11 protein-coding genes are annotated in these 13,549 nt (G+C 38.3%); 8 read left to right on the top strand and 3 right to left on the bottom strand.

What is annotated here, in order from left to right:
- The first annotated feature begins 265 nt into the window (after nt 1-265).
- The 5 genes from ACM40_RS06575 to ACM40_RS06555 all read left to right on the top strand — a co-directional run bounded on the left by ACM40_RS06575 (nt 266) and on the right by ACM40_RS06555 (nt 5,476).
- Complete coding sequence (locus tag ACM40_RS06575; protein WP_048502038.1) at nt 266-1,291, top strand: hypothetical protein; 1,026 nt, start codon at nt 266-268, stop codon at nt 1,289-1,291.
- Nucleotides 1,292-1,294: 3 nt separating this feature from the next.
- The gene (locus ACM40_RS06570; RefSeq protein WP_048502037.1) at nt 1,295-2,230 is read left to right on the top strand and encodes a hypothetical protein; all 936 of its coding nucleotides are present in this window, start codon (nt 1,295-1,297) and stop codon (nt 2,228-2,230) included.
- Entirely contained in the window at nt 2,230-3,459 is a 1,230-nt protein-coding gene (locus ACM40_RS06565) for a coiled-coil domain-containing protein (RefSeq protein WP_048502036.1), read from the top strand. Before ACM40_RS06570 ends, ACM40_RS06565 begins: the two co-directional genes overlap by 1 nt.
- 433 nt (nt 3,460-3,892) lie before the next feature.
- Nucleotides 3,893-4,945 (top strand): hypothetical protein, encoded by a 1,053-nt coding sequence (locus ACM40_RS06560; protein ID WP_048502035.1) that lies wholly within the window; start codon nt 3,893-3,895, stop codon nt 4,943-4,945.
- 15 nt (nt 4,946-4,960) lie between these two features.
- Complete coding sequence (locus ACM40_RS06555) at nt 4,961-5,476, top strand: hypothetical protein (RefSeq protein WP_048502034.1); 516 nt, start codon at nt 4,961-4,963, stop codon at nt 5,474-5,476.
- Nucleotides 5,477-5,763: 287 nt separating this feature from the next.
- On the opposite strand, the gene ACM40_RS06550 is transcribed toward ACM40_RS06555, so the two are convergent.
- Together ACM40_RS06550 and ACM40_RS06545 are read right to left on the bottom strand one after the other, a co-directional pair.
- Nucleotides 5,764-6,531 (bottom strand): methyltransferase domain-containing protein, encoded by a 768-nt coding sequence (locus ACM40_RS06550; RefSeq protein ID WP_048502850.1) that lies wholly within the window; start codon nt 6,529-6,531, stop codon nt 5,764-5,766.
- A gap of 272 nt (nt 6,532-6,803) precedes the next feature.
- Nucleotides 6,804-7,274: an Lrp/AsnC family transcriptional regulator gene (locus tag ACM40_RS06545; protein ID WP_048502849.1), complete on the bottom strand. Its 471-nt coding sequence runs from the start codon at nt 7,272-7,274 to the stop codon at nt 6,804-6,806.
- A gap of 142 nt (nt 7,275-7,416) precedes the next feature.
- On the opposite strand from ACM40_RS06545, the gene ACM40_RS06540 reads away from it, so the two are divergent.
- The 3 genes from ACM40_RS06540 to ACM40_RS06530 all read left to right on the top strand — a co-directional run bounded on the left by ACM40_RS06540 (nt 7,417) and on the right by ACM40_RS06530 (nt 11,127).
- A complete protein-coding gene (locus ACM40_RS06540; protein ID WP_048502033.1) occupies nt 7,417-8,805 on the top strand; it encodes an MFS transporter in 1,389 nt (462 codons plus the stop codon).
- A gap of 202 nt (nt 8,806-9,007) precedes the next feature.
- A complete protein-coding gene (locus ACM40_RS06535) occupies nt 9,008-9,562 on the top strand; it encodes a DUF2652 domain-containing protein (RefSeq protein WP_048502032.1) in 555 nt (184 codons plus the stop codon).
- Between the two features lie 281 nt (nt 9,563-9,843).
- The gene (locus ACM40_RS06530) at nt 9,844-11,127 is read left to right on the top strand and encodes a hypothetical protein (protein ID WP_131705340.1); all 1,284 of its coding nucleotides are present in this window, start codon (nt 9,844-9,846) and stop codon (nt 11,125-11,127) included.
- 59 nt (nt 11,128-11,186) lie between these two features.
- Here ACM40_RS06530 and ACM40_RS06525 read toward each other — a convergent pair whose 3' ends face one another.
- On the bottom strand, nt 11,187-13,394 hold the full coding sequence (locus ACM40_RS06525) for a glycoside hydrolase family 3 C-terminal domain-containing protein (RefSeq protein ID WP_410492734.1): 2,208 nt from the start codon (nt 13,392-13,394) through the stop codon (nt 11,187-11,189).
- Nucleotides 13,395-13,549 lie beyond the last annotated feature (155 nt).

Below are 13,549 nucleotides of genomic sequence, written 5' to 3'. Positions count from 1 at the left end.
AATCACGATAAAGTGATTTTGAAATGATAGTAATTGGTTTAAAATCAATGATAAAGGGAGTGTTTTTGAATTATTTTTAATATCTATATACTTTATTTGTTTGATCTAATTATTCCGAAACCCTTTTCGGTACAGAGATTTCAAATTATTTACCACCAATTCGTTTTAAATTGATAAAATTCTGTTTACGGTTTTCCGTAATTTTTCTTTCAGGGGTGTTTGTAGTTTTGGACCTATAAAACGAAAACAAACAAACTCAATAATTATGAATAAGAAAATAACTCCTGCAGACCTGTTTTTGGGAATCCTTGCCCTGCTGCTCATCAGCGTAAGCTTTTATCAGACATGGCTAGGGCTCCAGCAGATCTTCGGCCCTGCATCATTTGTTATTGCCCTGGTATTATCCCTTTTACTTTTGTTCCTGTGCTGGATGCTTCGGAATGCCAAGCTTGAAGGAAAACCTACCGGAAGCCTTGTCGGAATCTATGTATTTATCGCCTCTTTTTGTTTCATTGCCAATTTTAATGCGCTGTATACCAGATTTATGAAAACAGATATTTATACCGATGAACTACGGGATATCAATAAAAGCTTTATGGCTCTCGAAAACGATGTAGAATCCAAGCTGAGCTATAAATACAATAAAATCACCACCCAAAATATCGAGATCAAGAAAAAGCAGCTGATGGAACAGATCAAAGATCCCGGAAACAAAGGAATAGGAACCCGCGCCCAGTCATTAATCAGGGATATTGAAAAACTGACAGGCCAGAAAGTGGATCTGCTTACTCCCGTTGGAAATGATTATGAAGATCTCTCCGAAAGAATGGGGCATCAGATCGATAATATGATCTCTGATCTGTCTCCTGAAGAAAGAGCATTGAAGACAGACCTGAATAATGCTTCTTTAAAATGGAATAAAAATATTCAGGATTTGCTTCTTTTATCTAAAAAAGAAAAAGATGACCTGTCACAGGGCGTTATCGATGAATCCCTTGCCGAGTATAACAAATTGGGCAGCCGGGCACAAACTGTTTTGGGCAATGAGAAAATTCATTTTGAGCCTCTCGTTTCCCAGACTCAGGAAGTAGGAAAAATTGGTTTTGCATTTGAACATGCCATCAAACACTTTGGGATGTACCAGTTTGTAGTGCTTGCAGGGTGTATTTTGCTGGACTTTGTCATTGTGATTATCATCTTGCTGGTTACAAGTCCCGATAACAACCGAAACAACCGGGGAAGTGTTTTCAATAATAAAAGAAGCGGAAATACCTTAATTCCTAATAATTAAACCATGGAAAATTTTAACGAGAAATTTAAACCCCTTTCTTTTGATCAGGAAGCGGAAGAAATGCTGAGGCCTCTGTCATTTGATCATGACCAGCAGATACAGGATGATTTCGTTCCCATTGCCAGAACCATTTCCAACGATATTAAAAATAAGGAAAGCAACTTTGTATTCTTTTTCGGAACAGCAGATTCAGGAAAATCTGTGATTTTATCCTCTATGCTTTATTATCTGAAATCTCATGCAGGGGTACTGAGACCAAAACTTGGAACGCCCAACAGTAAAGAGGCCAACGTACTGCTGTCTGATTTTTTTGAAAACATAAGACAGGGAATTTTACCGGGCAGATCAACAAGAGATCAGGTAACCCGCCTGGATCTGGTTTTCGAACCTAACAATAAGTCAAAAAAAGTGGTTCCTATTGACCTTACTTTTCTGGAGACCTCAGGGGAAAATCATAATGAGATCAGAAGAGGCGGAAGCTACCACAGCAGTATAGAATCTTTTCTGAACGCCAATGTGCCGCTTACCTTTATTATTGTTACCAGCTACGATTCTGCCCATAAAGAAGATAGCCTGATCAACGAATTTCTGGATGAGCTGGAAAGAAAAGGGAAGAACCTGAAATCTGTAAATGCCGTACTGGTGATTTCCAAATGGGACAAATCGGGAAGGATGGATGTAGAAAGTGCCGAAGAGCTGGAAGGCTTTATTACCGATCGCCTGCCAATGACTTCACAAAGAATTAATACCTATGGACTGAGCAAATCCTATTATACCATCGGGAGCGTCCAGAATTCAATAGGGCAGGAGCGGGTGAATCTGCTCAATCTGTCTACAGCGGAAGTTCTGTCCAAATGGTTGTACAGAAGCATTACCGGTTACGATCTGGATTATGAAGGAACATTTTGGGAACGTTTAAAATTTAGCTTTACCAACTGATGGGCAGTACTTACTTTTTTTCTGCGTTCGGGACTTTTGGGAACCCGAACGGTTTCAGGCAGTCTTATTTCCTGGGAGGTAATGCGGAAATAGCTAAAAATATCAGAACATTTGATTTAAAAACAGATGCTATTAAGCTTTTCCCCGGTAGCAGGGTTTATGGCATGCGGATAGAGCCGGCAGGCAGTTCATCTCTGATTTCTTACACTGTTTACACTTTTGCAAAAGAACAGAACTCACAGCGTGGCGGTACATTTATAGGATCGAGCCTTATTTTTGTGGATAAGATAGCTCCTGAAGGTCTTGTCATTGATGTTTTGGATGAATTCCATCAACATCTTGAAGATCGTAATGTTGCGGACGGCACTATTGCCATTAATCATTCCGATAAATTTTCTATTGATAAGCCAAAGGACTTTGATAAAATCAATCTGAATCTCCGTCAGGTAGAAATCCCCGGTACTGCACAATCCGGCAATTACCTGATGGTTTATATGGAGAAGAGCTCTACCCAGCTTCAGTCTTTATTGAGCAGGACAGCAGGGCTTTTGAGTACATATGATATGATCTATTTCACTGAAAATCGTGAAGTTGCTGAATTTGTCCAGCAGAAAGGGATTTTTAAAATTGTAGATGGAAAAGGATTTGACCGTGAAATTCAAAAGTCGGATGAGGAAAAATCAAAGCTCATAAACAGCTGTATACAGGAACTGGAACAGGAGAAAGAAAACCTGAAAGAAGACAGGAAAGCCATCATTAACGATCTTGAAAAACAGATTGCTCAAAACGAAAGAAAACATCAGGAAAACGAAAAAAAAATCACTGAATCAAAAGGAGGTATCGTAACCATCAATCAGGAATTTGATCAATATGCTGCGAAAATAGATGATCTGGTTAAAAATTTAAAGTCAGACGGAAAAGTAGAATTCATCCGAAAACAGCATCTGGAAAGCAGAAAGATATTTGCAGATAAGATCAGACTCAGCAGGGATATCGGGACTATCAGCTCGGTAAATGCACTGTTGCCTGGTCATCCGGGAAATCTAAAACCGGCTTTAGGTAGAATCCCTGAAGACTTTAGCAGAAGAAATAGCGAAGAACATAGGAAAACGAAACTGAATGGGTATAAAATTGCCTTTTGGAGCCTCCTTTTATTATTGACAACAGGAGCAGTATGCTATATAATGTTTTTCAATGGTGGAAAAATTATAGAATTTCCAGAAGACTAGAGAGTTGATGGGTAAAAAAAATAACCGTTAGAAAAGGTGTGCTTACTGGCACACCTTTTTAATTTTCTAAATATTCAATTGTTGATTGAATCCAGTTGCCCAGAAAAATAATCCGGCTGGATCTTGTTATTGTTCACCGGGAAGTCGGGCAGTCTTAAATTTATGTAAGTGGAAACTGTCTTATAAAAAATGTGATACAGTTAAAATAGTTTTCTTTGAGCTCAAGAAAAAAATAGTAAAAAAATATTTTTTTTAAACAGTTGTTTAAATTATTGTTGCTGTGTTAATTAAGGTTTATAATTCCAATAATATCAGCTTAAATAGCTCCTGTAAATAAAATTTTGGTATATAAATTGTTGATAGGTCCTGTATTTTGGAAAGCGCATTTTAGCTCTTAAAATGTTTAAAAAATCTTAATTTATTATAAAAGTGTATGAATTATTTAAATTTTGGCGCTATTAATGAGAAAGTGATTTTCTTGTTAATAGCTCTTTTTTATGGTATTGCAGGTGCCCAGTGTACCGCTTATACCGGTCAGACAATGAACCCTGGAACCACCTATTGTCTTAGCGGAAATCTCACCTTAACCAATGATATTACCATTCCTCAGGGTGCAGTTTTAATTATCCAGCCAGGAGCGGCACTTATTGTAAAAGGAATCAGAGCAAATGGTGATCTGGATATCAGGGATGCGGCCAGCGTAAAATCGGAAGGATCGATCATAATTGGATCTTTCGGAAGTCAGAAAAACTCAAAAGTGAAATTAGGGACCAAAGCATATCTTTCTCTTACAGGATCAGTTTCTCAGGAAGATCCTTCATTTATGGGAGCATTTCCCGGAGCAACTTCTACCATTGATATGGGAACATACAGTGTTGTAGAGATATGCGGGACCTTCAGCCAGCAGTCTGTCACCTATCCTTTTGTAAATTATATCGGGGCGCCTTTGGGAAAAGCTTACTGTATTGCCAAAGCGCAGGTGAGCGGAGGAGGAGCTTCCATACTTAGCAACGACAGCCAGATTGTTGCCATTGCAATGGATACGGTGACAGGTCTTGCCCCTGGAAATGCCAGTTTCTGCGGTCCAAATGCAACCAGGGCCGTGTGCCCGGCTTTATGGCCTGAAGGACTTCCGGACGATAAACAGGTTTGTGGCTTTGCTGATGAGATCGTTCATGAGCTGGATAAATACTGTACCAAGCCCGGAGCTTCAGGTGTACCCGACACTTATACCAAAATGGGAATTACTGTACAGCAGAAAACAGCCGGCTGGCCTGAGAATATTCCCAATGGGTTCCTGGCATTGGAATCGAGAACCAAAGGATTTGTTATTACCAGGGTACCGCATGTTAATCAGGTTCCCCAGTCGGGAGATGCCGTTTCAGAACCAAAAGAAGGAATGCTGGTGTATGATATCCAGGATCGCTGTATAAAATTATATAACGGAACTCAATGGAAATGTATTGAAAGAAGCTGTAATGATTAACCTAACTGTAAAAATATGAAACATATAAAAAAGATAAGCGCTGTTCTGATCCTATTGGTTTTTAACACTTCCTATGCTCAGGTAGCGATAGGTAAAGAAACCATTGAAGGGAAAGACACAATATTAGACTTTAACAACAGTCCTGCCAATACAAAAGGTCTGATTCTTCCTGCTACAAAAGGTCTTCCTTCTGGAAATACAGCGAATGGAACATTTATTTTTGATACTTCGGATGACAAAGTAAAAGTATATGAAAATAATAGTTGGAAAGCATTGAGTGATACAGGAAATTCCGCAACAATTATATTAAACGACTCGGATGAAAGCGGAACAGGAGTTGTAATAGGAACTAAGGAAGGGAGTGCTGATGGTGTTCTTGTCTTAGAATCATCCGACAAAGCGATGATTCTCCCTAAAATATCTTCACCTCATCTCACTGTAAAAAATCCGTATCCCGGAATGATCTGTTATGATATAGCCAGTAAAACATTTGCTGTTTTCGACGGAACGGTTTGGAATTATTGGAAATAATAACTGTATAAACATAAAAGTTGTTTAAACTTTACAACCACAAAAGTCACAAAAGCTTTCATTTTAAAACACTTTAGTTCAACTAATTAAGTTTAAAAATGATTCCGAATAAAAGTTCACATAAGATGAAAATCAAGGATTTTCCCAAGACTTAGGTACCTTTTATACATAAAGTTTGGCTCTAAAAAACTTAAGTGTTAAACCTCTTGTGGTTAAAAATAATCAATATAAAAGTTTAAACAGCTTCATAGTCAAAAAAGCCCTGCATTAAACCTAAGCAGGGCTTTTTATTTTTTTCTACCGTACATCAATATTCTTTTGAAGGAATAAATAGCAGGAAGTTTGGGGAAATTTTTCTCAATACGTTTTTTAAATTCCACGGTGAAATTTTTCTGCTGTTCCTCATCAAGCTTCTCCAGGTAAGGAATTAAAGCGGATCCGGAAATAAAGTTGAACAAAGTTTCATGATCGTCGGCAATAATTGGATACACCTTCTGAAACAGATTTAAATCCCCGATTCCATTATCGAACAGGATTTGCGCATATTCATCTATGGTAAGAACAGCAGACGGGCGGTTCCAGTTTTTAAGCTGCGTCTTAAAAGGCTCTTCTTCTGCCATTTCAAAAAGAATTTTGTTCAATGTATTTCCCGGCTGGTAAGGCATTTGTACAGCGAGTTGTCCACCGGATTTCAATTTTGAGATGAGTTTTGAAAACAGGTCATAATGATTGTCCGACCATTGTAAAGCGGCATTGCTGAAAATAAGATCCCAGTTTTCGTCAGCGTTCAGCATTTCTTCAGTTGTAGCAAGTCTGAAATGGAGACGTTCATTTTCCAGGGTTTTAGATTTTTCCAGCATTTCAGGAGAAGAATCAATTCCTGTAAACAGTGCATTGGGGAATTTTTCAGTAAGAATGGCCGTCTGTTCACCTGTTCCGCAGCCAAGGTCTACCGCTTTCATTTCCTTTTCCTCTGTGATCAGTTCAGCAAGATCATAAAAAGGTTTGAAACGGATATTTTTAAATTGATTGTAAACGTCAGGATTCCAGGGCATATTTGTGATGTTAGAATGAAGTTTCAATTTAGTAATTCCGGAAAGAAATACTGAAAACAAAATGATAAAATATTCTTAAATATCCTGGTTTTAAAATTGAAGAATAGATTTTCTTGCAGATTTATATTGATAACTGATAGTGTAATTTAATTTTTAAGCTTATCAATATTTGAAATCAAAAATCATTTTCATCATTATTATACATAAACATCTGCTTAATCTACTCAATCAACGGGAGATAACAAAATATACAAACTCCTTTCTACAAACATCTATAGGATCTGCGAACTTTCCTTAATGCTGTTCATCACGAAAATACTTTTCGTCTGCCCGATTCCCTCAATTTCAGAAAGCTTATTCACAAAAAACTCATGAAAGTCATCCATATTCGGAGCAAGGATTTTAAGCATGAAATCAAAATCTCCGCTGATGTTATAAAATTCTACTACTTCCTTCAGTTTCCCAACTTCCTCTATAAACTTTCCGGCAGTTTTTTTATTATGGACATTCAGGGCAATCATGCAGATCACCATCATGCCTTTGTTTACTTTTTTACGGTCCAGCACGGCGGTGTATTCCTTAATGATGCCCAGTTTTTCCATTCGCTTGATCCGTTCATGCGTAGGAGTAGGGCTTAGATTGATCCTGGCAGAAATATCACGTACACTCATTTTAGCATCCTTTTGGAGTAATCGCAGGATAGAAAGGTCTTTTTCGTCCGGAATGTAATGGTCTGTAGTCATTTGTTCTGTTTTTAAAGATTGATATTCTGTTATTAGTTCAATTGTTCTTTTATATGGTATTGAATAGTTTATTTGTTCCAAATTTAACATATAATTTTCAAATATGTTCTTTTAAAATTAATTTTGCAGAAAATTTGAATACATGGGCAAGAGGAAAAATTTAATATTAATATTAGCATCAGTAGGAACGTTTGTGGAGGCTTTGGATATTGCCATTATTAATTTAACGATTCCTTCTATCCAGGAGCAGTTCAATATCGGATCTGCAACTGTACAGTGGCTTCAAACTTTATATGTGCTGTTTTTCGGTGGTTTTCTTATTATCGGAGGGAAGCTTTCCGATCAGATCGGGCGCAAGAAAATATTCCTTATCGGAGCTCTGATCTTTATGCTGACTTCGTTAGGAGCCGGTCTTTCCCAAAGTTTTGAAACATTAGCTGTATTCCGTGCTCTTCAGGGATTGGGAGCTGCGTTAATCATGCCTTCTGCTTTATCCATTGTGACCAACACGTTCAGGGGTGAGCAGGAACGTAACCGTGCCATTGGGATTTTCAGTTCATTTGCTGCTATTGGCTCAGGAAGCGGGCTTTCAGTAGGGGGAATTATCAGTACGTACTTAAGCTGGCACTGGGTTTTCCTGATTAATGTTCCTATTCTTTTGATCACCCTGATTTTTGCTTACCAATATCTGCCTGCAGACGAAAAAGATAAAGCAGGGCAGAAAACAGACCTTGTATCAGGAATTTTGCTTGTTTTGGGACTTTTAAGTCTTACTTACGGGACGCACGAGCTGGTTCATATAAAAGAAAATCCTCTTGTTATTATCGGTTCCCTGGTACTTGCTGTTTTGCTTCTGGCTGCTGTATGGATCAGGTTGAAATCTGTCTCCCAGCCGTTGATCGATTTGCAGATGTTCAGACACAGATCATTAGTAGTTTCTAATGCTGTTTTCTTCACATTAGGGGCTTTTTTCATAGGGTTTTTATTCCTTATTTCATTAATGCTTCAGAAAGATATGGGACACAGTGCGGCATCTGCCGGGCTGATGCTGGTACCGTTCAGTATTATGTCTGCACTGGCGGCAAAATTTGTTTTGCCTTATATTTCCAAAAGGTTAAGTTCTTCCCGGATGGGAGTTTTCGGCTGGAGTTTTATGCTTGCCGGAGCCTTATCTTTATTGATTGCGGTTTATACAGGTCACCCGTTGACCGTTGTATTATTGGGAGCAGCCTGTATTTCAGGAATCGGAATGACATTTTGCTTTACAGCGCTTTCGGTAATGGGAATTCAGGATGTAGCGCCCTCTCATTATGGAGTGGCTTCCAGTTTAAGCTCTACCAGTTACTTTTTAGGAGCAGGGATCGGACTGTCGTTCATGACTTTAATGAGCCAGATTTTTCCTTCTCAATATGCTGTAGGAGATTTAAGCCTGATCATTCTGGTCGGATACGCTTTACTAGCTCTTGGAATGCTTCTTTATTTCATCGTTAAAAGTTCAAAAATAGGGCATGCGGAAATAGCTGTTTCGTAAGTTTTATTAAAATATACAAACTATATGAATGGGGATCGGCATTATTCTGCCGGTTCTTTTTATTTTATGGAATGCCAGTTATGAAGGAATTAATTGTTGAGATATAGAAAGTGAATACAACGAAAAGTTAATTTTCCTTTTCTTCATAAAGTAAAAGCAATTCTTCCTCGTCTATGATGATGAAAGCTTAAACGAACTCATCATGAAGAATACAAATATCCATGCAGGTGTCATTCTTATTCCCGATTTCAGCGGGTTTACTGAATTTGTGTTCAATACAAAACTTTATACCGGAGAATATATTGTAAGACAATTATTATCTATCCTGATTGATATGAACGATCAGTACTTTGAAATTTCAGAGATTGAAGGAGATGCTATTTTATTTTACAGGTATGACAATAATCCTTCCTATCAGCGTATTTCCAGGATGCTTTGGGAGATGCGGAATGCTTTTAACCAAAAGATTAAAGAATTGAGTAAGGAGCTGAGCATTCCTATCGATATGTCACTTAAATTCATTGTACATTATGGAAAGTTTTCACAGTACAGTATCGGGAATTTTAAGAAACTTTATGGCAAAACAGTCGTTGAAGCCCATCAGATGCTTAAAAATGACTTCGCGGAACAGCCTTCATATGCCCTTTTCAGTAATTCTTTTCTGGAAAACAGCGGAAACAGGGATTCAGAGACCGATACTCAAGAATACTATCTTCCACAGGGAGAGATGATTCATTATTTTGAAAGTGTCAATTAATTTAATCCATTTGAGTTGCAATGTTTTGGCCCCAATTAATCCAATGTTGATCATATCATCTGATACTATCAGTTAACGGGTACTTTATACTTTTTCCACCCTCGAAAGTCAGTTGCATCATCCTTCTTCCAAAGCTAACATTATAAGCTTGGGGGCTGGAAATCTAGGTCTCTTTTTTATACCAGGATGGTCTTGAGCTATAGATGAAAATTACCCAAAAGGGTTATTTCTGTATATCCTTTTATGGAATAATTTTGATGGTAATTCTAAAACTGATCATCATGAAAAAAACAATTTTTATTCTTCTTACATTTTTATCATTAATGTACAGATCACAGGTAGCAACAGCTCTCACTACAAGAGCAGCATTAGACGAATTGTCAAAAACATTAACTCAAACTGTTGACCAGGCAATGGACCGGGCAGATTATTCGGTGGCAAGTGCTGCTATGAAAGCATTGTCCGTTCTTGATGCCTGGAAAGAAACTAATTCTGATTTGCTTGATAAGGCTTTCACAAGTCTTGATGCTAAATCCCGGGATACATTTTCACGAATGGAAGCATTGTCAAATGATATTAACTCACATGTTGAGGGTTATCTTGATTCAGCTAAAGAACTTACAGTAAGAGCTAACCAGATCACAGAAAATTTGATTACATCTAAAAAAAGATCTTTCATATTGGATTACAGTCCGAAAGTAATTTTTCCTACTTTGAAAAAGACTGTTCTATTTACCATTAGTGGAGTTAATCTCGATAAGGCAAAAGCAAAGTATAAGCTAAAAAACGGACAATATATTAATCTTGATATCCAGGGACCTACAAAAGCAAGTTTTGAACTTCCTGTTTCTGAACTTACCTTCGACATCCAGTCACCCCAGGTTTTTAAACTCGAACTTGAGCATGAAACAAAAGATGGCAGTTTTCTTTTCATCCCATATTATGCTCATGTAAAAAGGACGTTGCTCATCAGTTCTTTGCCTTCCAATTTTGGTAATTTTGAGATCAATGGAATCAGAACATTTAATTCTGAAGAACGTAAAATGTATGAAGTAGATGCCGGTGAATTCAGAGCAACAAATAGTAATGTTTGGAAAATGGCCAATCCGCTTGTAGGTTTCAGGTGGGATCTTAGAAACGGAGAGCAGGCAAGAAAAGACTTTGCTGTTACTTCTTATGGTGGGGAAGCAGCAAGATGTGAGAATATTATGTGGGGAGATTCCAATGAACACGGAATTAGTATTCAGGCTCGCTGTGACAGGATTAATAAGCTGTCCCTTGGAGGATGGTGGCACGGACCGGGACATATTAATTGTGGTGTGAAAGGTCCGGTGTATAAAATTATTGAAAAAAATGAGCCCATAGCAGCCAATTCGGGGATTATAAAATGGAATATTGATCAGTTGATTGATATTCCAGTTGACCTGACATCATTTCAGCTCAAAGTAAAAATGTATGATGGAAAAGAGAGAATAATTACAAATGATTATGCCGACGGCATTTTAAGAGTTATAAAAAACAGCAATAATATCATTGTTAGAACAACACCTCCTACAAGTTTCTAATTGAATTGCCATAAATAAAAAAGCCCAATATCATTGGGCTTTTTTATTGTTTTTAATAATTACTTCAACGTAAACTTCACTTTCGTTTTGATCGCATCAGAAGAATTACCAATCTGTGCTTCAAAATCTCCGGGTTCAGCTACCCAATCATGTTTTTCAGCATCAAAATAGCTCAATGCCGTTTTATCAATGGTAAAGGTTACTTCTTTCTGCTCTCCGGGATTTAAAAATACTTTTTCAAATCCTTTTAATTCTTTTGTGGGGCGAGGTATGGAAGATTTCATATCGCTGATGTAAAGCTGGGTCACTTCAGCACCTGCTTTCTTCCCTGTATTTTTTACAGTTACGGTGAAAGTGATCTTATCATCCTGAGACATCACTGTTTTATCAGCTGCTGCTTTTCCGAATTCAAATGTGGTGTAGCTCAATCCATGTCCGAAGCTGAATAAAGGTTTTATCTTCTTCGTGTCATGCCAGCGGTATCCTACAAAAATACCTTCATTGTATGTAATATTGATCGGGTTTTTCTGGTCTTTCCCTTTTCCGGCCGCCAGTTCGTCTTTCTGTCCGGGATATTCTCCCAATCGGTGCGCTGAATTATCTTCAAGTTTCACAGGGAAGGTAAACGGAAGCTTTCCGGAAGGATTCGCATCACCTGCCAAAACAGAAGCGATAGAATTACCTGCTTCCGATCCAAGATACCAGGATTGAAGCACAGAAGGGACCTCCTTAATCCATGGCATAGCTACTGCATTTCCGGAAACCAGAACTACTGCAAGGTTTTTATTTGCTTTTGCCAACGCAGAAATCAAATTGTCCTGATTGTAAGGAAGCCCGTAGCTTTTTCGGTCGTTACCTTCACTGTCCTGGAAGTCAGATTTATTCAGTCCTCCCACGAAAATAACGAAATCAGATTTTTTTGCCAGTTCTACAGCCTCGTTAAGTAATTCTTCTGGAGAACGGTCATCTTTAAGGTTCTGTCCGGACTTTACCCCGTTGTATTCTCCGCCGATATCGCCTACATAGCCTCTTGCGTATTGTACATCAGCCTGTTTTCCAAATCTGTTTTTGATTCCGTCTAGGGGAAGGGTTTCATATTTTACCTTTAACGATGAAGAACCTCCACCGACAGTCATGATCTTAATGGCATTTTCGCCGATAACGGCAATTTTTTTAGCTTTATCCGCATCAATAGGAAGTACGTTTCTTTGATTTTTCAACAATACTATACCTTCTTCCCCGATCTCTTTGGCTATAGCCTTATGTTCTTCAGAAGCAACATTCCCAAAAGGTTTGTTCCTGTTCATCGTGGTTTTATAAGCCAGGCGAAGAAGTCTCGTCACTTTGTCGTCAAGTTCCTGTGTACCGACTTTTCCGGATTTGATAAGGTCTAAATAGGGTTTTGCCAGATAATAATTATCATAAGCATTTTTAGTTCCTTTAGAAAGTCCGTTGGTCCAGCTGCCAAATTCAAGGTCCAGTCCGTTGTGGATGGCCTGTTCCGTATTGTTTACCGCTCCCCAGTCAGACACCACAACCCCTTTGTAACCCCATTCCTTTTTCAGAATGTCATTTAAAAGATATTGATTCTGGCTGGCATATTGGTTTTTGTACATATCATAAGCCCCCATGATCGTCCATGAATCACCTTCGGTCACTGCCGCTTTGAACGGTGGAAGATAGATTTCATAAAGCGTTCTGTCATCTACATTCACATTACTGGTATGGCGGAACATTTCCTGGTTGTTTAAAGCAAAATGTTTCACAGAAGTAGCCACCCCGTTAGATTGAACTCCTTTGATATAAGGAACTACCATTTTTGACGTTAAATAAGGGTCTTCCCCCATATATTCAAAGTTTCTTCCGTTAAGCGGGGTTCTGTAAATATTAACGCCCGGTCCCAGAAGGATGTCTTTTTTTCTGTAGCGGGCTTCTTCCCCAAGAGCTTTTCCGTAATTCCATGACATTTTTTTGTTCCATGTTGCAGAAAGCGCTGTGAGGGCAGGGTAGGCAATGATCGAGTCATTAGTCCATCCGGCCTGGTCCCATTCGTCCCACATCACTTCAGGCCGTACCCCGTGAGGGCCGTCTGTTGTCCAGAACTCAGGAATTCCCAGTCTTGGAACGCCGGGTGAGCTGAACTTGGACTGGGCATGCAACATAGCCACTTTTTCTTCAAGCGTCATTCTTGAAAGAGCATCCTGAATACGCTGTTCCACAGGTTTTGATTCATCTAAATAAATGGGTTGAGTATGAGTCTGGGCCATATATGAAGCGGTAATAAGGGTGAATAAACTTACAATGGCGGTTTTCTTGAACATAAAATACCTTTTATTGATTAACAACAAAAGTAAGTAAAATTTTATTATCTCAAATTGAGAAAATAAAATTAATTCAATTAATTTTCAAGTTTAAGAAGTTT

The sequence above is a fragment of the Chryseobacterium sp. BLS98 genome (assembly GCF_001045445.1).
Classification (GTDB): Bacteria; Bacteroidota; Bacteroidia; order Flavobacteriales; family Weeksellaceae; genus Chryseobacterium.
Note: the sequence above shows the minus strand (reverse complement) of the source record. Positions and strands in the feature narration are given on the sequence as shown.

What these genes read in the sequence shown, in the direction of transcription:
- ACM40_RS06575 (WP_048502038.1), top strand. Translation starts at nt 266, where the DNA reads ATGAATAAGAAAATAACTCCTGCAGACCTGTTTTTGGGAATCCTTGCC.
- ACM40_RS06570 (WP_048502037.1), top strand. Translation starts at nt 1,295, where the DNA reads ATGGAAAATTTTAACGAGAAATTTAAACCCCTTTCTTTTGATCAGGAA.
- ACM40_RS06565 (WP_048502036.1), top strand. Translation starts at nt 2,230, where the DNA reads ATGGGCAGTACTTACTTTTTTTCTGCGTTCGGGACTTTTGGGAACCCG.
- ACM40_RS06560 (WP_048502035.1), top strand. Translation starts at nt 3,893, where the DNA reads ATGAATTATTTAAATTTTGGCGCTATTAATGAGAAAGTGATTTTCTTG.
- ACM40_RS06555 (WP_048502034.1), top strand. Translation starts at nt 4,961, where the DNA reads ATGAAACATATAAAAAAGATAAGCGCTGTTCTGATCCTATTGGTTTTT.
- ACM40_RS06550 (WP_048502850.1), bottom strand. Translation starts at nt 6,531, where the DNA reads ATGCCCTGGAATCCTGACGTTTACAATCAATTTAAAAATATCCGTTTC.
- ACM40_RS06545 (WP_048502849.1), bottom strand. Translation starts at nt 7,274, where the DNA reads ATGACTACAGACCATTACATTCCGGACGAAAAAGACCTTTCTATCCTG.
- ACM40_RS06540 (WP_048502033.1), top strand. Translation starts at nt 7,417, where the DNA reads ATGGGCAAGAGGAAAAATTTAATATTAATATTAGCATCAGTAGGAACG.
- ACM40_RS06535 (WP_048502032.1), top strand. Translation starts at nt 9,008, where the DNA reads ATGAAGAATACAAATATCCATGCAGGTGTCATTCTTATTCCCGATTTC.
- ACM40_RS06530 (WP_131705340.1), top strand. Translation starts at nt 9,844, where the DNA reads ATGAAAAAAACAATTTTTATTCTTCTTACATTTTTATCATTAATGTAC.
- ACM40_RS06525 (WP_410492734.1), bottom strand. Translation starts at nt 13,394, where the DNA reads ATGGCCCAGACTCATACTCAACCCATTTATTTAGATGAATCAAAACCT.